Origin of the sequence: Streptomyces sp. Q6, assembly GCF_036967205.1 — a bacterium.
Lineage (GTDB): Bacteria > Actinomycetota > Actinomycetes > Streptomycetales > Streptomycetaceae > Streptomyces > Streptomyces citrinus.
Window position 1 is genome coordinate 2,681,882 of the sequence record NZ_CP146022.1, and the last position, 19,110, is coordinate 2,700,991.

Below are 19,110 nucleotides of genomic sequence, written 5' to 3' on the forward strand. Positions count from 1 at the left end.
GGTTTTGTTATCTGGACGTTATAAACGATGGCGGCCGCACCTCGTCGATGTCGTACGGTGACCGCATGAGCAGCACCAGAAGCGCCAGGAGCGAGGAGCGGCGGGCCGAGATCCTGCGGGCCACGCTCGAAGTGATCGCCGAGCGCGGCTACCGGGGCGCGAGCCTGGCGGCCGTCGCCGAGCGGGTGGGGCTCACCCAGCAGGGGCTGCTGCACCACTTCCCGACCAAGGAGGCGCTGCTCGTCGCCGTCCTGGAGGAGCGGGACCAGTGGGACGCGGTGCCGAACAGCCAGTGGCGGCTCGATCTGCTCGGCTCACTGGTGGAGTACAACGCGATGCGGCCGGCCATCGTCCAGACGTTCTCGGCGCTGCTCGGGGAGTCGGTGACCGAGGGGCACCCGGCGCGCGACTTCTTCACGCGGCGCTACGTCGGCGTACGGGAGTCGATGGTGGACGTGCTGCGCACGGAGTACGGGGACCGACTGCCCGGCGGGCTCACCCCGGAGCGGGCCGCGCCCCTGCTCGTGGCCGTGATGGACGGGCTCCAGTACCAGTGGCTGCTCGACCCGGAGGCCGTGGACATGCCGGGTGCGTTCCGCGATTTCCTCGAACTGCTCGGCGGCGGCGGGCAGTCGACGGACGCGAGCACGGGCGAGGGTACGGACGCAGATACGGATACGGATACGGGTACGGGTACGGGTCCTACTGGTTCCAGGTGACCGCGAGGGCCTTGCTCACCGCGCAGACCGCCGCGAAGACGGCCGCCCAGACGTACGCGCCGGAGAGGGCGAGGGCGGCGACCCCCGCGCCGAACCAGAGCACTTCGAACGCGACGCGGGTCGCCCCGTGGGTCTTGTAGCGGGCCCTCGGGGAGCCGAAGAGGGACCACGTCGTGATCATCACCGCCAGCCCGGCGAGGCCGAGCAGCCAGGCCGCCGCCGTGGGGACGTCCCGGGTGAAGCCGTAGGCGCCGACGGCGCCGAGCGCGACCAGTTCCACGGCGAAGAGCACGCCCAGATTCAGCGCCTTCACGACGTGAGACCTCGCGGGGTTTCGTCGGCCCCCGCGATGTGGGGTGCCGGGTGCGGGTGTGGCGCGGTCGTCGGCGCGGCCCCCCGCGCCTCCGGGTCGCCTTCCAGGTCGCGGACCATCAAGGTCGCCCCCGCCACCGCCCCCGGCATCAGGAACACCGCCACGAACGGGACGAGGAAGGACACCGCGAGCGGCGCCCCGAAGCCCCAGGCCAGGCCCTTGCGGGACCTCAACAGGGTGAGCCGGTCGCGGAGTTGGACGCCTCGGCGCTGGAGGGCCACCGCCGTCAGCTCCTCCGTCAGGAAGAAGCCCGTGACGAAGAAACCGAGCACCGGGATGACCGTCTGGCCGACGAAGGGGACGAAGCCGAGCGCGAAGAGGAGCAGGCCCCACAGCGCCGCGCGGGCCAGGATGCGCAGGCTGTCGCGGGCGGAGATCCACAGCTCGCGCCAGAGCGGGAGGCCCGACTCGGGGACCTCACCGCCGCTCTCCGCCCGGTCGACCTCCTCGGACAGCGACTCGTAGAAGGGCTGGCCGATCAGGAGGGTGACCGCGGTGAACGTGAGGACCGCGAGGAGCAGGGCGAGCGCGAAGAGGACCGCCGTCAAGAAGCCGCGGAAGAGGCCGGACCACGGGGACGACCAGTCGTCGGCGAACGGGGTCACCCAGGTGATGGCGTCGTCGCCCCAGACCCCGAGGCAGACCAGCGCCACCGCGTACAGGACGAGGGTGATCAGGCCGGGCAGCAGACTCCAGCCGTACCGCTTGCCGTGCTGGGCAACCCAGCGCTGCCCCTTCATCAAATAGCCGAAGCCCGCCCCGAGATCACGCATGGCGCAAACCTTACGGGACGGGTCCGACACCCGAAAAAGGTCAGACGGAAAGCGTGACCGTGATGTTGCCGCGGGTCGCCTTGGAGTACGGGCAGACCTGGTGGGCCTTCTCGATCAGGGCCTGCGCGGTGGCCGCGTCGGCGTTCGGGATCGAGGCCGAGATGTCGACGATGAGGCCGAAGCCCTCGTCGTTCTTGCCGATGCCGACCTTCGCGGTGAGGGTCGAGCCGGTGATGTCCACGCCCTCCTGGCGGGCGACGACGGCGAGGGCACCCTGGAAGCAGGCGCTGTAGCCGGCGGCGAAGAGCTGCTCCGGGTTGGTGCCCGCACCCGAACCGCCCTGCTCCTTGGGCGGGTTGACGACGACGTCGAGCTTGCCGTCGTCGGTGGAGACGCGGCCGTCGCGACCGTTCTCGGCGGTGGCTACGGCGGTGTAGACGACATCGGACTGCGTGATGGCCATGACCGGCTCCCTCGTTCGCTCATTTCAATAGGCGGAAGGAGGTTACCGAATCATGGAACATCACGGTGTGGCGTGGGTCACTCGCCGAGCTTGACGACCATCTTTCCGGTGTTGTCGCCGCGCAGGACGCCGAGGAACGCCTCCAGGTTGTTCTCGATGCCCTCGACGACCGTCTCGCGGTACTTCAGCTCGCCGGAGCGGATCCAGGCGCCGACCTCCTGCACGAACTGCGGCTGAAGGTCGTAGTGGTCGCCGACGAGGAAGCCCTCGATACGGCCGCGGGTCTGGATGAGGCGGGCCAGGTTGCGCGGGCCGGGAGCCGGCTCCGTGCTGTTGTAGACCGAGATCGCGCCACAGATGGCGATGCGGCCGTCGCGGTTCAGGCGGGCGATGGCCGCCTCCAGGTGGTCGCCGCCGACATTGTCGAAGTAGACGTCGATGCCGTCGGGGGCCGCCTGCTTCAGCTGCTCGTGGACGTCGCCGTTCTTGTAGTTGAAGGCCGCGTCGAAGCCGTACTCCTCGATGAGGAGCTTGACCTTGTCGTCCGAACCGGCCGAGCCGACGACGCGCGAGGCGCCCTTGAGCTTGGCGATCTGGCCGACCTGGCCGCCGACCGCGCCGGCCGCGCCGGACACGAAGACGCTGTCGCCCTCCTTGAAGGCGAGGGTGCGCAGCAGGCCCGCGTACGCCGTGAGGCCGGTCATGCCGAGCACGCCGAGGTACGTGGACAGGGGCGCGGCCTCGGGGTCGACCTTGACGGCCTGCTTCGCGTCGAACGTCGCGTACTCGCGCCAGCCGAAGAAGTGCAGGACGTGGTCGCCGACCGCGACGCCCTCGTCGTTCGAGGCGATGACGACGCCGACGGCACCGGCCTGCATGGCCTTGCCCAGCTCGTACGGGGCGACGTACGACTTCGCGGCGCTCATCCGGCCGCGCATGTACGGGTCGACCGACACGTACAGGTTCTTGACCAGCACCTGACCGGGGCCGGGCGCCTCCACGGGGACCTCGCGCAGCTCGAAGTCCTCGGGCTTGGGCCAGCCGACCGGGCGGCTGATCAAGGCCCACTCGCGGCCGGTGGCGGGGATCTGGGGGGTCTCGGCGGCCATGCGCTGAATCCTTCGTCGCAGAGGGGGAACTTCACGCGCCGCTGGGGGGAGCGTCACGGGAAGAATATTTCAGTACGTGAAACAACCATGCTCCTGAATATTTCATGATGTCAAGTAACTGGGTACCCTGAATGACATGACCAGTACCCGCCCCCGCCGTACGGACGCACTCACGCTCGAAGTCGTCGAGCTGATCGGCGCCGTCGTCGCCCGCTATCACGAGGAGTACGAGCAGGCCGCGGGGCGGCACGGGCTGACCGGGGCGCAGGCGCGGGTGCTCGGCCTGCTGGCGCTCGATCCGCTGCCGATGCGGCAGATCGCCCAGCGGCTGAAGTGCGAGCCGTCGAACATCACGGGGATCGTGGACCGCCTGGAGGCACGCGGGCTCGTGGAGCGGCGGCCCTCGCCCGGGGACCGGCGCGTGAAGGTGGCCGCGCCGACGGACGAGGGCACGCGGGTGGCCGAAAGCCTGCGGGAGTCCCTCGACTTCGCGCGCGAGCCGCTGGCCGGACTCTCGCGGGAGGAGCGCGTGGTGTTCCGGGACATGCTGCGGCGGATGCTCGGGGTGGACTGACCCCCGGGACGCCCGCCCGGTTCGCCTCGGGCTACGTGCACCACCACAGGAACCGGTCGCAGGTCGGGGACGGCGACGGGTCGGGGGCCGCGCTGGTGGCCGTCGGGCGCGGGGCCGAGGTGGTCGGACGCGCTGTCGTCGGGGAACCCTGGGGCGAGGTGGCCGCCGAGGACGTGGCGCCGGCCGGGGTGTCGTCGTGCCGCGTGGGCCGCGCCGACGGGGAGCCCTCGGTACTGCCGGGGGTCGGGGACGCCGACGTGGACGCGGCCGTCGTGGTGGTGGTGCGCGCGGTGGTCGGCGCGGCCGGATCCGCGTCCGAGCCCGAAGGCGGCGGGGACGTCGGGTCGCTCTCCAGGAGTTCCCCGTGGCGTCCGGGGCCGCCCGGGTGTCGTCGTTCCCCGCGGACTCCGTGCCGAGTTCGGCGAGGCCGAGACCGCCCGCCGCGAGAGCGAGCGCCGCTGTCGCGAGCAGGACCCGGCGTCTGCGGCGGCGGTGTGCCGTGCGGGGGCGGCGTCGGCCGCGCGGGCGGCCCGGCTCGCCGTCGGGCAGCGCCTCCGTCTCGTCGGCGGCCTCCTGCGCGGCGAGCGCTTCGGCGTACGCGCGCACGGCGTCGGCGGGGGTGCCGCACCCCGGGCAGGCCAGAGCGCCGTTGAGGTGCCTGCGGCACGGGTGGCAGTAGTCCATGACGTAGGGAGGCTAGGCGCCCGAGCGGTGACGGAAGAAGCCTGTGCTGTGAAACTTCTGTGCGGAACACTCCGTTCCGACATCACGGGAGCGGGCCTGTTCGGGCAGACCCATTGACACCTCCCCAGGGCCGTCCTTACTGTCACGCCAGCATTTCGAACGTGTGACGAAATATCGAACAGCTCAGGGGGCAACTGCCTTGCGCATCACGGGAATCAGCACGCATGTGGTCGGGACTCCGTGGCGGAATCTGACCTACGTCCAGGTGCACACCGACGAGGGCATCACGGGCGTCGGCGAGACCCGGATGCTGGGCCACACCGACGCTCTCATCGGCTACTTGAACGAGGCCAAGGCCAACCACATTCTCGGCTCCGATCCGTTCGCCGTCGAGGACCTCGTCAAGCGGATGAAGTACGGCGACTACGGCCGCGCCGGCGAGATCGTCATGTCCGGCATCGCGGTGATCGAGATGGCCTGTTGGGACATCAAGGGCAAGGCCCTCGGCGTCCCCGTCTGGCAGCTGCTGGGCGGCAAGGTCACCGACAAGGTCAAGGCGTACGCCAACGGCTGGTACACCACGGAGCGGACGCCCGAGGCGTACCACAAGGCCGCGCGCACGGTGATGGAGCGCGGCTACAAGGCGCTGAAGATCGACCCCTTCGGGACCGGCCACTTCGAGCTCGACCACGCGCAGTCGCTGTACGCGGTCTCCCTGATCGAGGCCGTCCGCGACGCCATCGGGCCCGACGCGGAGCTGATGCTGGAGATGCACGGGCGGTTCTCCCCCGCCACGGCGATCCGGCTCGCCCGCGACCTCGCGCCGTTCAAGCCCGCGTGGCTGGAGGAGCCGGTGCCGCCGGAGAACCTCAAGGCGCTGGAGAAGGTCGCCGCGAAGGTCGACATGCCGGTCGCCACCGGTGAGCGGATCCACGACCGGATCGAGTTCCGGGAGCTCTTCGAGAGCCAGGCCGTCGACATCATCCAGCCCGACGTCGGTCACATCGGCGGCATCTGGGAGACGCGGAAGCTGGCCGCAACGGCCGAGACGCACTACATGCTCGTCGCCCCGCACAACGTGGGCGGCCCGGTGCTGACCGCCGCCTCGCTCCAGGTCGGCTTCACCTCGCCGAACTTCAAGATCCTGGAGCACTTCAACGACTTCGCCGACGCCGACATCAAGAAGGTCGTCAAGGGCGCCCCGAAGGTCGTCGACGGCTACTTCGAGCTGTCGCACGAGCCGGGCCTCGGCGTCGAGTTCGACGCCGACGCGGCCGCCGAGTTCCCGCAGCAGCAGGCCCGGTTCGACCTGTGGGCCGAGGGCTGGGAGAAGCGCGACCCGACGGGCGGCTCCAAGTGAGCAGCGCCGTCGTCGTCGAGGCGCCCGGCGAGCACCGGGTCGTGGCGCACGAGCCCGCCGCGCCGGGGCCCGGCGCGGCCCGGGTGCGGGTGCACGCCGTGGGCATCTGCGGCTCCGACCGCGAGGTGTACCAGGGCAACAGGCCCGAGGGGTACGTCCGTTACCCGCTCACGCCCGGACACGAGTGGTCCGGTGTCGTGGACGCCGTGGGCGAGGGGGTGCCGGAGAGTCTGCTCGGGCGGAAGGTCGTCGGCGAGGGCTTCCGGAACTGCCAGGTGTGCGACCGGTGCCACGCGGGCGAGACAACGTTGTGCACCGCCGGGTACGAGGAGACCGGGTTCACCCAGCCGGGGGCCATGGCGGCCACGCTGACGCTGCCGGCGCGGCTGTTGCACGTACTGCCGGACGACGCCGACCTGACGGCCGCGGCGCTGCTCGAACCGGCCGCGTGCATCGCGGCCGCGGCGATCAAGGCGCAGGCGCTGCCCGGTGAGCGGGTGGCCGTGGTCGGGACCGGGACGCTCGGGATGTTCGCCGTGCAGTTCCTCGCGGCGGGGTCGCCGTCGGAGCTGCTCGTGGTGGGCTCGCGGGACGAACGGGCCGCGCTGTCACGGCAGTTCGGTGCCACCGACTTCCGCCTTCGGGGCGACGAGCTGCCGGACGACTTCGACGTGGTGATCGAGACGGCCGGGTCGGCCTCGGCCGCGCGGACCGCCGCGTCGCTGCTGCGGCGGGGCGGACGGCTCGTCCTCACCGGGATTCCGGCGGCCGGGGCCGAGGGCCTCGACCCGACGGACCTGGTGGTGCGGCAGCTGGAGGTGCGGACCGTGTTCGGGGCCGCGCCGGACGCGTGGGCCCACGCGGTGCGGGTGTTCGGGGCAGGGCTGCTCGATCCGCTGCCGCTCGTGACGCACGAGGTTCCGCTGGAGCGTTTCGCCGAGGCCATCGAGTTGGTGGGCGCCGGGGATCCGAAGGTGGGGAAGGTTCTGTTGCGTCCTTGAGTCGTGCGCGGGGGATCTGCGGCGGTCCAACCGGCCGCGGGAGCCGACCTGTTGGACCGGTTCCCGCTCGTCGTGGCAGGTCGCGCCCCGCGGCGGAGCCGCAGATCGACACCGCCCCGCACCCCTTACGGGGCGCTTTCATCCGAACCCTGTTCGAAATCTCGAACCTATGGAACGTAAGGACAACAGCGTGACCTCCTCCCCCCGTCTCCCCGGCGAACCCGCCCTCTCCGCACTCGGGCTCGGCGCACCCGCCCTCGACCCGGCCGACGCCTCCGCGCACGCGTTCCCGGACGGGGGCACCTGGCGGGTCGAGATCCCCTCCGTCGAGGGGCCCGAGGCCGTCGGGGTCGTGCTCAAGGAGGCCTCGCGGCTCGATGTGCCGATCCACCGGATCAGCCAGGGCAGCGGCGTCTGGATGCTGCGCGACGCCGAGATCGTCGAGATGGTCGAGGCGACCGCCGAGCGCGACATCGAGCTGTGCCTGTTCACCGGGCCGCGCGGCACCTGGGACACCGGCGCCTCCGTGCGCACCGACTCGCGCGGCGCGGGCCTGCGGGCCCGGGGCCACGACGCCGTCGCCGGATGCGTCGAAGACGCCGTGCGCGCCACGGAGTTGGGCGTGAAGTGCCTGCTGGTCGCCGACGAGGGCGTCCTGTGGACCCTGCACCGGGCGCGTACCCAGGGGGTCATCCCCGCCGACACCACCCTCAAGGTCTCCGCGCTGATCGGACCCGTGAATCCGGCCGCGTACGCGGTCTACGAGCAGCTCGGCGCCGACTCCCTGAACGTGCCGAGCGACCTGACGCTCCAGCACCTCACCGAGATCCGGCGGGTCTCGGCCGCGCCGATGGACATGTACGTCGAGGCCCCCGACGACCTCGGCGGGTATGTCCGGATGTACGAGATCGCCGAACTCGTGCGGCGCGGCGCTCCGTTGTATCTGAAGTTCGGGCTCGCCAAGGCTCCGGCGATCTACCCCTACGGCGCCCACCTGCGCGACGTCACCCTCGACACCGCGCGCGAGCGGGTGCGCCGCGGACGGCTCGCGCTCGACCTCCTGGAGCGGCACGGCGCCGACACCGGGATGTCACCGCTCGGGTCCCGGCTGCCCGGTGATCTCAAGCGCTTCGACACGGCCCAATAACGTTCCGGAAACACAACTTCCCAGATCCGCACAAGGCCGCGCAGAATCCGACGCAACTCTCCTCGGTCAACCCCCGCTCCTCACCAGCGACTTCGCACCGCCGACCGAGCTCTGCACTCACACATCAAGGATGATGACCATGCGAAACCGCCGAGCCGCTCTCGCAGCGATAGCCGCCTCCGCCTCCCTCGCCCTGACGCTGACCGCCTGCGGTCAAAGCAGCGAGGGCGGCAAGGACGAGGGCAAGAAGAGTGCCGAAGGATCGACGGTCGGCATCGCGATGCCGACGAAGTCCTCGGAGCGTTGGATCGCCGACGGCAACAACGTCGTGAAGTCGCTGAAGGCGAAGGGCTACAAGACGAAGCTGGTCTTCGGCGAGGACGACCCCGACCAGCAGGTCTCGCAGATCGAGAACATGATCACGCAGGGCGTCTCGGCGCTGATCGTCGCCGCGATCGACAACAAGTCGCTCAGCTCGGTGCTCCAGCAGGCCGCCGACGCCGACATCCCGGTCATCGCCTACGACCGGCTCATCCTCGACTCGAAGAACGTCAGCTATTACGCGACGTTCGACAACGAGAAGGTCGGCGAGCTCCAGGCCGGTTCGCTGGTCACCAAGCTGGGCCTCGACTCCGGCAAGAAGGGCCCGTTCAACGTCGAGCTGTTCGCCGGCTCCAACGACGACAACAACACCAAGTACTTCTTCAACGGAGCGATGAAGACGCTCCAGCCGTACATCGACAAGAAGCAGGTCGTCGTCAAGTCCGGCCAGACCAAGCTCAACCAGGTCACCACGCTGCGCTGGGACGGCGCCACCGCCCAGAAGCGCATGGACGACATCCTGACCTCGACGTACAAGGGCAGCACCCGCGTGGACGCGGTGCTCTCCCCGTACGACGGCATCTCCATCGGCATCCTCTCCGCCCTGAAGTCGGACGGCTACGGCTCCAAGTCCAAGCCGCTGCCGGCCGTCTCGGGCCAGGACGCCGAGGTCGCCTCGGTGAAGTCGATCATCGCGGACGAGCAGTACTCGACCGTCTACAAGGACACCCGTGAGCTGGCCAAGGTCGCGGTGACCATGGTCGACGACGTGCTGCACGACAAGAAGCCCGAGGTCAACGACACCAAGACGTACGACAACGGCGCCAAGGTCGTCCCCTCGTACCTGCTCAAGCCCGTCCTGGTCACCAAGGAGAACTACGAGAAGGAACTGGTCGACGGCGGTTACTACACCAAGGCCGACCTGGGCCTGTAAGTACCCCTGTCCGACCACTAGTTGAAGGGCACGACCATGGCGGGACCCGTCCTGGAAATGCGCTCGATCGTCAAGACCTTTCCCGGTGTCAAAGCGCTCTCGGACGTCACGCTGACAGTACGTCAGGGCGAGGTCCACGCCATCTGCGGTGAGAACGGCGCCGGAAAGTCCACTTTGATGAAGGTGCTCTCCGGCGTCCATCCGCACGGCACGTACGAGGGCGAGATCCTCTTCGAGGGGCAGCCCTGCGAGTTCAAGGACATCAACGCGTCCGAGAAGCGCGGCATCGTGATCATCCATCAGGAACTGGCCCTCGTGCCGTTCCTGTCGATCGCCGAGAACATGTTCCTCGGCAACGAGCACGCCACCCGCGGAATGATCGACTGGCGCGAGACCCTGCGCCACGCCACCCGGCAGCTGCGCCGGGTGGGCCTGTCCGAGAACCCCAACACCCGGATCGCCGACATCGGTGTCGGCAAGCAGCAGCTCGTGGAGATCGCCAAGGCGCTCGCCAAGGACGTGAAACTGCTGATCCTGGACGAGCCGACCGCGTCGCTCAACGACGAGGACTCCGGCAAACTCCTCGACTTGATCCTGGAGTTGAAGGAACAGGGCATCACCTCGATCATCATCTCGCACAAGCTCAACGAGATCCGGCGCGTCGCCGACTCGGTGACGATCCTGCGCGACGGCCGCACCATCGAGACCCTCGACGTGCACGCCGACGAGACCAGTGAGGACCGGATCATCTCCGGGATGGTCGGCCGCGACCTGGAGCACCGCTTCCCCGAGCGGACCCCGCACCAGGCCGAGAAGGGCGCCGCCCCGGCCCTGGAGATCCGCAACTGGACCGTGCACCACCCCATCGACCGCGAGCGCAAGGTCGTCGACGACGTCTCGCTGCACGTACGCCGCGGGGAGATCGTCGGCGTCGCGGGCCTGATGGGCGCCGGCCGCACCGAACTCGCGATGAGCGTCTTCGGGCGGACCTACGGCCGGTACGCGGGCGGCACCGTCCTCAAGGACGGCAAGGAGATCCGTACGAAGTCGGTCGCGGAGGCCGTCGGACACGGCATCGCCTACGCCACCGAGGACCGCAAGCACTACGGGCTCAACCTCATCGACACCATCAACCGCAACATCTCCCTCGCCGCGCTCGGCAAGGTCTCCAAGCGGGGTGTGGTCGACGAGCACGGCGAGCGTCAGGTCGCCGAGGAGTACCGCACGTCGATGAACATCAAGGCCCCGACGGTCTTCGAACCGGCGGGCAAGCTGTCCGGCGGCAACCAGCAGAAGGTCGTCCTCAGCAAGTGGATCTTCGCGGGTCCCGAGGTGCTGATCCTCGACGAGCCGACCCGCGGGATCGACGTCGGTGCCAAGTACGAGATCTACACGGTCATCGACAAGCTGGCCGCCGAGGGGAAGGCGGTCGTCTTCATCTCGTCCGAGCTGCCCGAACTGCTCGGCATGTGCGACCGCATCTACACGATGAGCGCGGGACGGCTGACCGGTGAGGTCACCCGCGCGGAGGCGACGCAGGAGTCCCTGATGCGCCTGATGACCAAGGACAAGAACGGGACAGAAGAGGTAACGCGATGAGCACGGACGTGATGGACAAGTCCCCGGCGCCCGCGCCGCCGGGCAAGGGCGGGACCACCGCCGAAGGCGGACTGCTGCGTCTCGTGCTCGACGGGATGCGCCGCAACATGCGCCAGTACGGCATGCTGCTCGCGCTCGGCCTGCTCGTGATCGTGTTCGCCATCTGGACCAACGGCGACCTGATCCTGCCGCGCAACGTCTCCAACCTGGTGCTGCAGAACAGCTACATCCTGATCCTCGCGATCGGCATGATGCTGGTCATCATCGCCGGGCACATCGACCTGTCGGTCGGCTCGCTGACCGCGTTCGTCGGGTCGACGGCCGCCGTCCTGATGGTCAGCCACGACGTGGCCTGGCCGATCGCCGCGATCATCTGCCTCGCGATGGGCGGCGCCGCCGGCTGCATCCAGGGCTGGCTGATCGCGTACGGAGGCATACCCTCCTTCATCGTGACGCTGGCGGGCATGCTGGTGTGGCGCGGCCTCACCGAGATCCTGCTGAAGGGCCAGACGCTCGGCCCGTTCCCCGAGGGCCTCGGCAAGCTCGGCAACGGCTTCCTGCCCGAGGTCGGCCCGAACACGAACTACCACAACCTGACCCTGCTGCTGGGCGTCGTGCTCGCCGCCGCCGTGGTGATCCAGGAGCTGCGCGACCGGCGCCGCCAGCAGGAGTTCGCGCTCGAACTGCCGCCGTTCAACCTGTTCGTCCTGAAGCTGGTCGCGATCGTCGCCGCCATCGCCGTGGTGACGATGCTGCTCGCCAGCTACAAGGGCGCCCCGATCGTCCTGCTGATCCTCGGCGTCCTGGTCGTCGGCTACGGCTACCTGATGCGCAACTCGATCTTCGGCCGGCACATCTACGCCATCGGCGGCAACCTCCCGGCGGCGAAGCTCTCCGGCGTGAAGGACAAGAAGGTCTCCTTCTACGTCTTCCTGAACATGGGCGTGCTCGCGGCCCTGGCGGGTCTGGTCGTGGCCGCCCGCCTGAACGCGGCCTCGCCGAAGGCCGGCCTCAACTTCGAGCTGGAGGCCATCGCCGCGTCGTTCATCGGCGGCGCCTCCATGAGCGGCGGTGTCGGCACCGTTCTCGGCGCGATCATCGGCGGTCTCGTCCTCGGTGTGCTGAACAACGGCATGAACCTGCTCGGCGTCGGCTCCGACTGGCAGTCGGTGATCAAGGGGCTCGCCCTGCTCGCCGCGGTCGGCTTCGACGTCTGGAACAAGCGCCGCGTCGGCTCGTAGCCGCTCGCGCGTCGATCAGGAGTCGCAACTCGTACGTCGCACGTCATCAGGCACCACTCCCCCAGCTAGGAGCGTCAGATGGACACGACCAGACGAACGGTGCTCGCGGCGGCCGCTGCCGCGGGCATCGCCGCCACCACCACCGTCGGTGGCACGGCGCACGCCGCGTCAGGAAGGAAGCCGGTGAAGGAGCCCTTCGGTAAGCTCGCCGACGGCACGAAGATCTACCGCTGGTCCCTGGAGAACGGCGGCACCCGCCTGAAGGTCCTCTCCTACGGCGGCATCGTGCAGTCGCTGGAGATCCCTGACCGCCACGGCCGCTACAAGAACGTCTCCCTCGGCTACGACAACATCGAGGACTACGTCGCGGGCACCACGTTCTTCGGCGCCACCATCGGCCGCTACGGCAACCGCATCGCGAACGGCCGCTTCACGCTCGACGGGAAGACGTACCAGCTCTCCGTGAACGACGGGGTCAACTCCCTGCACGGCGGCGCCAAGGGCTTCAACACGCGGGTGTGGGACGTGGAGGGCTTCACCTCGGGCTCCGACGTCGGCCTGAAGCTGCACTACACGTCGGTCGACGGCGAGATGGGCTACCCCGGCACGCTGCGCACCACGGTCACGTACACGCTGACCGCGCGCGGCGACTGGCGGATCGACTACACGGCCACGACGGACAAGGCGACCGTCGTGAACCTCACCAACCACACGTACTACAACCTGGCGGGTGAGGGCAGCGGCGGCATCTACGACCACGAACTGACCCTCGCCGCCTCGCGCTTCACGCCCACCGACTCGGGGCTCATCCCGACCGGTGAGCTGGCGAAGGTCGCGGGCACCCCGTTCGACTTCCGCTCCGCGAAGCCGATCGGCCGCGACATCCGGATCGCGCACCCGCAGCTGGTCACGGCCAAGGGCTTCGACCACAACTGGGTGCTCGACAAGGGGATCACCGCGAAGCCCGTGCACTTCGCGACGCTGCGCGACCCGTCGTCGGGCCGCACCCTGAAGATCGCCACCGACCAGCCCGCCGTCCAGTTCTACTCGGGCAACTTCCTCGACGGCACGCTCACCGGCCCGTCCGGGCGCACCTACCGGCAGGGCGACGGCCTCTGCCTGGAGACGCAGCACTTCCCGGACTCGCCGAACCAGCCCTCGTTCCCCTCCACCGTGCTGCGGCCCGGTGAGACCTACCGGACGACGACGGTGCACTCCTTCAGCGCCTGACCCGTCACCCCAAAACCCCCGGCCCCGCCCTGTGTCGACCACGGGCGGGGCCGGTGTCGTGTCCCGTGCGGCAATTTCCGCCCCACGCGTTGAACACGGCACCGCTCTCCCGCGTACTCCTGGGCACCCCACATCACCTATCCGGTAACGACACACAGGGAGGGAGGCGGCAGTGGCAGGCCAGGTCACCGCGCTGTTCCGCACCACGGCGGCACACAGCCCCTCGTTCGCCGAGATCGGTCGGAGCGGCGCGGCGGCCGGTCACCCCGAGCACGCGGGGCCCGTCGCGGCCCCCGTCGACTTCTGCATCCCGTGCAACCCGTACTTCCCCACCCCCGCCATGCTCGACGCGCTGCGCGGGCGGCTGCACGAGATCCTGACGTACTACCCGAGCGGCGCCGACACCATCACGGCCGAGCTGTGCCAGGTCCTCGGGCTCAATCCGCAGACCGTCGCGATGGGCAACGGCTCGACCGAACTCATCACCTGGATCGACCACCTGCTGGTGCGCGAGTCGCTCGCCGTGCCGGTGCCGACGTTCGGGCGGTGGACCGACCAGCCGATGGAGACGGGCAAACGGGTCGACATGTTCCCGCTGGCGGAGCGGGACGGATTCGCCCTGGACCCGGCGCAGTACGCCGAGTTCATCCACGCGCGCGGCTCACGGGTCGCCGTCGTCTGCAATCCGAACAACCCCGACGGCGGACTCCTCGGGCGGCGCGCCCTGCTCACCCTCGTCGACGAGCTGCGCCATCTCGATCTGATCGTGATCGACGAGTCGTTCCTCGACTTCGCGGACGCCGAGGGCGGGCAGGACCCGAGCCTCGTCCAGGAGGCGGTGCTCCGCCCGAACGTGATCGTGCTGCGCAGCCTCGGCAAGAACTTCGGGCTGCACGGCATCCGCTTCGGCTATCTCGTCGCGAACCCGGGCCTCGCCGGACGGGTGCGGGCCGCGCTGCCGAAGTGGAACCTCAACTCCTTCGCGGAGACGGTGGTGTTCATGCTGCGCGACCACCGCCCCGAGTACACCGACAGCATCCGCCAGGTGTGCCGCGACCGCCAGGACATGCGCTGGCACCTGGCCCGCCTGCCCGGTCTCACCGTCTATCCGTCGCAGGGCAACTTCCTGTACGTGCGCCTGCCCGACGGCGTCGACGGGGTCGAGGTGCGCGACCGGCTGCTCGCCGAGCACGGGGTCCTGGTGCGCGAGTGCGGCAACAAGATCGGATCTTCCAGTAGCTTCCTGCGCCTCGTGGTGCGCCCCCAGCCGGACGTCCTGCGCCTGGTGGCCGGCCTGGAGGCCCTGATGGGGCGCGGGAGGGCTGTGTCCTCTGGGGGACACCCCCAGAACCCCGCCGCCGTGCCCGAGCTGGGCGGAGGGACCACCTACAGCTCGGGCACGGCGGCGGTGGACCGGCTCATCCGGACGGCCGGGGCCTGAGCTCCGGTCAGGGGTTGCGCCAGGCGGCCGGGTCGGCGGCCAGTTCCCCGACGGCGTCCGCCAGTTGGTCGTGCGCGATGTCGGCGAGCGTGACGCCCGCCAGGAACTTGTGCGGGATCTCCTGGACGGCCGAGACGGCCTCCGCCCCGACCGGGTCGCCGCCGTCGGCGAGCTCCAGGACGGCGCGCACCGCGTAGTCGACTCGGGCCGAGATCCTCACGGGGTCATTGTCGGGGACGGCAGGGGGGCCGGTTCCTCGGTGCCGGCGGCGGGCTCCGCGGCCGGTGCGCGTCGCTCCGCGCGCCGGGTGCGCCGCGTCACGGCCACGCCGAGGGCCGCGAACGCCAGGCAGACCAGGACCAGCGGGGTCCCGGACATGCCCCACATGGCGAGGCCGGAGCCGGTGAGCAGCACGACGAGGGCCCAGCGCAGCGCGGGCCCGGAGACTCGGGTGGAGAGCAGCGCGCCCGCCAGCACACCCGGGATCGCGCCGATGAGCAGCGTTCCGGCCAGGCCGAGCGACACGTCCCCGACCAGGAAGTGGCCGAGGGCCGCGGCGCCGACCAGCGGGACGGCCTGGACGAGGTCGGTGCCGACCAGGTGGTTGGCCTTGAGCCGGGGGTGGGCGAGCATCAGCATGACGATGATCAGGGACCCGGAGCCGACCGAGGTCATCCCGACGACGAGCCCGCCGACCAGACCGATCAGGAGCGTCGGCACCGTCCTGACCCGCACGGCGGCGTCCTCGGCCGCGGCGGAGCCGAGCCCGCGGCGCCGGTCGAGCCACATCCGGGCGAGCATGCCGGTCACGGCGAGCAGCAGGGCGCCGCCGATGACGTACTTCACGCGGGTCTGGAGCTGCTCCCCGTCCCCGAAGGCCCGCAGGAGCAGGGCACCGCCGAAGGCCGCGGGCAGGGCGGTGGGCAGCAGCCGGCGGACGATGTCCCACCGGATGGTGCCCGCCTTCTGGTGCACGGCGGCGCCGAACGGCTTCATGAACAGCGACGTGGCCAGGTCACTGCCGATGGCGGCGGTCGGGTCGACCCCGAAGCACATGACCATGATCGGGGTCATCAGGGCGCCACCGCCCATGCCGGTGAGGCCCACGGCGAGCCCGACGAGGGCGCCGGCGACGACGATCGTCCACGAGAAGTCCATGGCGCCCACTGTGCCGACGTTCCCTATGGGGAAGGTATGAGGAGGGCCAGGATCTCGGATGCCGGAACGGACCCGGGCGATTCCCGCCACCAGACGCGGACGTGATGGAGTGGCCGCCGCACCGCCGCACGTCGCACCGGAAGGGACCGCCCCCGTGACCCGCACGACTCCCCCGCGCCCGCTGGACCCCGAGGCGCTCTTCCCCGGGCTGCGGGCCTACCGGCGCACGACGACGCGGCTGCATCCGCGGCCCGGGACCGCGGGGCCCGCGGAGAGTTCGGTGGGCGGGCCGCTGCTGTGGCCGGCGGACGAGCCGTGGCCGGTGTGCGCGGCCGCGCACCGCAAGAACACCGGGTACCGGCTCGCGCACGTACGCGCGTACCGCGAGCTTCTCGCGGCGGCCTGGCGCCGGGACCCCGGGCACGGGCCGACCGAGGCGGAGCGGGAGGAGCTGACGCGGCTGGGGCGGCGGGAGCGGCGCGTGCCCGGCATCGAGGACGAGGACCCGGTGCCGCTGCTCGCCGCGGCCCAGTTCTACGCCCGCGACATCCCCGATCTGCCGGCCGGTCCGGACGGTGCCGACCTGCTCCAGGTCCTGTGGTGTCCGTTCGAGGCGCACGGCCCCGAGCGGTCGATCGACGTGGTGCTGCGGTGGCGGCGGGCGGCGGACGTCACGCGGGCCCTCGCGGTCATGCCGGAGCCGCGGCTCGCCGGGCGCCGGGAGTGCGTTCCTGCCCCGTGCGTCCTCGATCCGGAGCAGGTCGTGGAGCACGAGTACGCGGATCTGCTCGACGACGCGCTGCGGGACGCCGTGGACGCCTGGGAGGACGAGCAACTCGCCCTGGAGGAGGCGGCGTTGGAGGCAGCCGAGGAGGAGCCGGGCGGGAGCTACGCCTCCTTCGCGGAGTACGAGGCCGCGATGGCCGCGCGCCCCGCGCCGCCGGAGACCTTCTCGTACCGGCATGATCTGTCCATCGCCCCGGGCTGGAAGGTCGGCGGCTACGCCTCGTGGCATCTGACCGACCCGGCCCGCGTCGACTGCTCCGTCTGCCGGACGCCGATGCGGCCGCTGCTCACCGTCGGCTCCGGCGAGTGGGACGGCACCACGAGCTGGGTGCCGCTGGAGGACCGCCATCTGATCGGCGCCCCCGGAGCGTCCACGCCGACGGAAGTACATCTGGGCCGGGACGAGATGCGCGTCTTCGTGTGCCCCGACGACCTCACGCACCCGCACCGGCTGAGCTTTCAGTAGGCACCGCGTTCCCGAGGCGCGGACGGCCTCGGCCGATCGCACCTCGGGGACGGGTCGGTGCGGGTCAGCCGAGCCGGATCACGTTCCACGACAGCGGTTCGAGGGTGGCCTTGAGCGTGCCGGCGTCCAGGGTCGTGCCGGTGCCGGCGTGCGGGGCCACACGCTCCGGGTCGGTGAGGGTGTTGCGGGCGTCCGGGTCGGCGTCGGCGAGCACCGAGTGCTCGACGACCGTCGTCAACTCAAGTGCATGCAGGGCGACTTCGAGGGGAAGCGCTTGTGTCTGGCTGCGGTTGACCGCGAAGACGGTAACCGTGCCGTCCTCGGCGCGGACGGCCGTCGCGTGCAGCAGGTCCGCGGTGCCGTGGCGCTTCGTGTCGTAGGTGGGACCCGACACGCGGACGTCGAGGACCTCGCCCCGGCCGTACTTGGCGGCGGCCGCGAACGGGAAGAACGTCGTCTGGCGCCAGGCCGCGCCGCCGGGCTCGGTCATGATCGGCGCGATGACGTTGACCAGCTGGGCCAGGCACGCGACCGTGACGCGGTCCGCGTGGCGCAGCAGCGCGATCAGGAGCGAGCCGAAGACGACCGCGTCCGTGACGGAGTAGACGTCCTCCAGGAGGCGGGGGGCCTCCGGCCAGTCCAGGGCCGAGACCTGGGCGTCGGTGCGGGACATGTACCAGACGTTCCACTCGTCGAAGGAGAGGTTGATCTTCTTCGACGACTTGAGCTTGGCGCCCACGTGGTCGCAGGTCGCGACGACGTTCTCGATGAACGACTCCATGTCGACCGCGGAGGCGAGGAACGAGTCGCGGTCGCCGTCGTGCTCCTCGTAGTAGGCGTGCAGGGAGATGTAGTCGACGAGGTCGTAGGTCTCGGTGAGGACCGTCGCCTCCCACTCGGCGAACGTGTCCATGCCCTGGCCGGAGGAGCCGCAGGCGACGAGTTCGACGTCCTTGTCTATCTGGCGCATCGCGCGGGCCGTCTCGGCCGCGATCCGCCCGTACTCCTCGGCCGTCTTGTGGCCGGTCTGCCAGGGGCCGTCCATCTCGTTGCCCAGGCACCACAGGCGGATGCCGAAGGGGTCCTTGTCGCCGTGGGCGATGCGCAGGTCGGAGAGCGCCGTGCCCTGCGGGTGGTTGGCGTACTCCTGGAGCTCGATGGCCTCGGCGACCCCGCGCGTGCCGAGGTTGACCGCCATCATCGGCTCGGCCTGCGGGCCGACCTTCTTCAGGAAGGCGATGTACTCGGACAGGCCGAACCGGTTCGACTCCGTCGTGCGCCAGGCGAGGTCGAGGCGCTTGGGGCGGTCCTCGACGGGGCCGACGGAGTCCTCCCACTTGTAGCCGGAGACGAAGTTGCCGCCGGGGTAGCGGATGGCCGTGACCCCGAGTTCACGGACCAGTTCGAGGACGTCCGTGCGCAGTCCGGCCTCGTCGGCCGTGGGGTGCTCCGGCTCGAAGATGCCGGTGTAGACGCAGCGGCCGAGGTGTTCCACGAACGAGCCGAACAGGCGCGGATCGACCTTGCCGACGGTGAACGCGGGGTCGAGGGCGAATCGGGCGGTACGAGTCATGAAGGACTGCCTCTGTGGTGTGTCGGTTGGGTCTGGCGCCCCCGGCGAGGGATCACGCCAACTTCGTTCGAAATCACGGACATTGGTCGAACCAGCGGACAAACCGTAAGGCGGGCGCGAACCGTCGTCAATGCTTCGCGCCCGCCCCGGCGCCGGTG

General features: G+C 70.3%; 18 protein-coding genes and 1 pseudogene. 11 read left to right on the top strand and 8 right to left on the bottom strand.

The genetic code is table 11. The features are described from left to right. Positions 1 to 47 precede the first annotated feature (47 nt). The gene (locus V2W30_RS12545; RefSeq protein WP_338696164.1) at positions 48 to 719 is read left to right on the top strand and encodes a TetR/AcrR family transcriptional regulator; all 672 of its coding nucleotides are present in this window, start codon (positions 48 to 50) and stop codon (positions 717 to 719) included. On the opposite strand, the gene V2W30_RS12550 is transcribed toward V2W30_RS12545, so the two are convergent. The 4 genes from V2W30_RS12550 to V2W30_RS12565 all read right to left on the bottom strand — a co-directional run bounded on the left by V2W30_RS12550 (position 703) and on the right by V2W30_RS12565 (position 3,437). After that, on the bottom strand, positions 703 to 1,032 hold the full coding sequence (locus V2W30_RS12550) for a YrdB family protein (RefSeq protein WP_338696166.1): 330 nt from the start codon (positions 1,030 to 1,032) through the stop codon (positions 703 to 705). The two genes, V2W30_RS12545 and V2W30_RS12550, sit on opposite strands and share 17 nt — an antisense overlap. Then, positions 1,029 to 1,865 carry an EI24 domain-containing protein gene (locus V2W30_RS12555; protein ID WP_338696168.1) on the bottom strand — a complete coding sequence of 279 codons (837 nt, stop codon included), beginning with the start codon at positions 1,863 to 1,865 and terminating at the stop codon, positions 1,029 to 1,031. The genes V2W30_RS12550 and V2W30_RS12555 overlap by 4 nt, the downstream gene beginning before the upstream one ends. 40 nt (positions 1,866 to 1,905) lie before the next feature. Continuing rightward, positions 1,906 to 2,328, bottom strand: a complete 423-nt coding sequence (locus V2W30_RS12560) for an organic hydroperoxide resistance protein (RefSeq protein WP_338696170.1) — start codon at positions 2,326 to 2,328, stop codon at positions 1,906 to 1,908. 77 nt (positions 2,329 to 2,405) lie between these two features. Continuing rightward, complete coding sequence (locus V2W30_RS12565) at positions 2,406 to 3,437, bottom strand: NADP-dependent oxidoreductase (RefSeq protein ID WP_338696172.1); 1,032 nt, start codon at positions 3,435 to 3,437, stop codon at positions 2,406 to 2,408. Between the two features lie 136 nt (positions 3,438 to 3,573). Here V2W30_RS12565 and V2W30_RS12570 point away from each other — a divergent pair, with 136 nt between their 5' ends. Further along, on the top strand, positions 3,574 to 4,011 hold the full coding sequence (locus V2W30_RS12570) for a MarR family transcriptional regulator (RefSeq protein WP_338696174.1): 438 nt from the start codon (positions 3,574 to 3,576) through the stop codon (positions 4,009 to 4,011). 609 nt (positions 4,012 to 4,620) lie between these two features. Here the strand turns inward: V2W30_RS12570 and V2W30_RS41570 are convergent. Beyond that, positions 4,621 to 4,695, bottom strand: a pseudogene (locus tag V2W30_RS41570) (SCO2400 family protein); the annotation flags it as partial. A gap of 199 nt (positions 4,696 to 4,894) precedes the next feature. Between V2W30_RS41570 and V2W30_RS12575 the strand changes: the two are divergent. From V2W30_RS12575 to V2W30_RS12610, 8 genes are all read left to right on the top strand, one after another. Continuing rightward, on the top strand, positions 4,895 to 6,055 hold the full coding sequence (locus V2W30_RS12575; RefSeq protein WP_338696175.1) for a mandelate racemase/muconate lactonizing enzyme family protein: 1,161 nt from the start codon (positions 4,895 to 4,897) through the stop codon (positions 6,053 to 6,055). Further along, positions 6,052 to 7,056, top strand: a complete 1,005-nt coding sequence (locus V2W30_RS12580; RefSeq protein ID WP_338696176.1) for a zinc-dependent alcohol dehydrogenase — start codon at positions 6,052 to 6,054, stop codon at positions 7,054 to 7,056. Before V2W30_RS12575 ends, V2W30_RS12580 begins: the two co-directional genes overlap by 4 nt. A gap of 169 nt (positions 7,057 to 7,225) precedes the next feature. Continuing rightward, the gene (locus tag V2W30_RS12585; RefSeq protein ID WP_338696177.1) at positions 7,226 to 8,203 is read left to right on the top strand and encodes a hypothetical protein; all 978 of its coding nucleotides are present in this window, start codon (positions 7,226 to 7,228) and stop codon (positions 8,201 to 8,203) included. Between the two features lie 139 nt (positions 8,204 to 8,342). Then, the gene (gene chvE / locus V2W30_RS12590; RefSeq protein ID WP_338696178.1) at positions 8,343 to 9,458 is read left to right on the top strand and encodes a multiple monosaccharide ABC transporter substrate-binding protein; all 1,116 of its coding nucleotides are present in this window, start codon (positions 8,343 to 8,345) and stop codon (positions 9,456 to 9,458) included. A gap of 36 nt (positions 9,459 to 9,494) precedes the next feature. Then, positions 9,495 to 11,057: a multiple monosaccharide ABC transporter ATP-binding protein gene (gene mmsA / locus V2W30_RS12595; protein WP_338696180.1), complete on the top strand. Its 1,563-nt coding sequence runs from the start codon at positions 9,495 to 9,497 to the stop codon at positions 11,055 to 11,057. Continuing rightward, positions 11,054 to 12,298 carry a multiple monosaccharide ABC transporter permease gene (gene mmsB, locus V2W30_RS12600; RefSeq protein WP_338696181.1) on the top strand — a complete coding sequence of 415 codons (1,245 nt, stop codon included), beginning with the start codon at positions 11,054 to 11,056 and terminating at the stop codon, positions 12,296 to 12,298. The genes mmsA and mmsB overlap by 4 nt, the downstream gene beginning before the upstream one ends. Before the next feature lie 78 nt (positions 12,299 to 12,376). Next, complete coding sequence (locus V2W30_RS12605) at positions 12,377 to 13,528, top strand: aldose epimerase family protein (RefSeq protein WP_338696182.1); 1,152 nt, start codon at positions 12,377 to 12,379, stop codon at positions 13,526 to 13,528. A gap of 172 nt (positions 13,529 to 13,700) precedes the next feature. Further along, complete coding sequence (locus V2W30_RS12610) at positions 13,701 to 14,969, top strand: pyridoxal phosphate-dependent aminotransferase (protein WP_425244526.1); 1,269 nt, start codon at positions 13,701 to 13,703, stop codon at positions 14,967 to 14,969. 7 nt (positions 14,970 to 14,976) lie between these two features. Here V2W30_RS12610 and V2W30_RS12615 read toward each other — a convergent pair whose 3' ends face one another. Both V2W30_RS12615 and V2W30_RS12620 read right to left on the bottom strand, forming a co-directional pair. Then, complete coding sequence (locus V2W30_RS12615) at positions 14,977 to 15,189, bottom strand: hypothetical protein (protein ID WP_338696183.1); 213 nt, start codon at positions 15,187 to 15,189, stop codon at positions 14,977 to 14,979. After that, complete coding sequence (locus tag V2W30_RS12620; RefSeq protein WP_338696184.1) at positions 15,186 to 16,127, bottom strand: sulfite exporter TauE/SafE family protein; 942 nt, start codon at positions 16,125 to 16,127, stop codon at positions 15,186 to 15,188. The genes V2W30_RS12615 and V2W30_RS12620 overlap by 4 nt, the downstream gene beginning before the upstream one ends. Positions 16,128 to 16,281: 154 nt before the next feature. On the opposite strand from V2W30_RS12620, the gene V2W30_RS12625 reads away from it, so the two are divergent. Next, complete coding sequence (locus V2W30_RS12625) at positions 16,282 to 17,379, top strand: hypothetical protein (RefSeq protein ID WP_338696186.1); 1,098 nt, start codon at positions 16,282 to 16,284, stop codon at positions 17,377 to 17,379. A gap of 64 nt (positions 17,380 to 17,443) precedes the next feature. On the opposite strand, the gene V2W30_RS12630 is transcribed toward V2W30_RS12625, so the two are convergent. Then, entirely contained in the window at positions 17,444 to 18,952 is a 1,509-nt protein-coding gene (locus tag V2W30_RS12630; RefSeq protein ID WP_338696187.1) for an alpha-N-arabinofuranosidase, read from the bottom strand. Positions 18,953 to 19,110: the final 158 nt, after the last annotated feature.

Bases quoted from the DNA above. Each gene is read 5' to 3' on its own strand.
- V2W30_RS12545 (WP_338696164.1), top strand. From the start codon at position 48: ATGTCGTACGGTGACCGCATGAGCAGCACCAGAAGCGCCAGGAGCGAG.
- V2W30_RS12555 (WP_338696168.1), bottom strand. From the start codon at position 1,865: ATGCGTGATCTCGGGGCGGGCTTCGGCTATTTGATGAAGGGGCAGCGC.
- V2W30_RS12560 (WP_338696170.1), bottom strand. From the start codon at position 2,328: ATGGCCATCACGCAGTCCGATGTCGTCTACACCGCCGTAGCCACCGCC.
- V2W30_RS12565 (WP_338696172.1), bottom strand. From the start codon at position 3,437: ATGGCCGCCGAGACCCCCCAGATCCCCGCCACCGGCCGCGAGTGGGCC.
- V2W30_RS12570 (WP_338696174.1), top strand. From the start codon at position 3,574: ATGACCAGTACCCGCCCCCGCCGTACGGACGCACTCACGCTCGAAGTC.
- V2W30_RS12585 (WP_338696177.1), top strand. From the start codon at position 7,226: ATGGAACGTAAGGACAACAGCGTGACCTCCTCCCCCCGTCTCCCCGGC.
- chvE (WP_338696178.1), top strand. From the start codon at position 8,343: ATGCGAAACCGCCGAGCCGCTCTCGCAGCGATAGCCGCCTCCGCCTCC.
- mmsA (WP_338696180.1), top strand. From the start codon at position 9,495: ATGGCGGGACCCGTCCTGGAAATGCGCTCGATCGTCAAGACCTTTCCC.
- mmsB (WP_338696181.1), top strand. From the start codon at position 11,054: ATGAGCACGGACGTGATGGACAAGTCCCCGGCGCCCGCGCCGCCGGGC.
- V2W30_RS12605 (WP_338696182.1), top strand. From the start codon at position 12,377: ATGGACACGACCAGACGAACGGTGCTCGCGGCGGCCGCTGCCGCGGGC.
- V2W30_RS12620 (WP_338696184.1), bottom strand. From the start codon at position 16,127: ATGGACTTCTCGTGGACGATCGTCGTCGCCGGCGCCCTCGTCGGGCTC.
- V2W30_RS12630 (WP_338696187.1), bottom strand. From the start codon at position 18,952: ATGACTCGTACCGCCCGATTCGCCCTCGACCCCGCGTTCACCGTCGGC.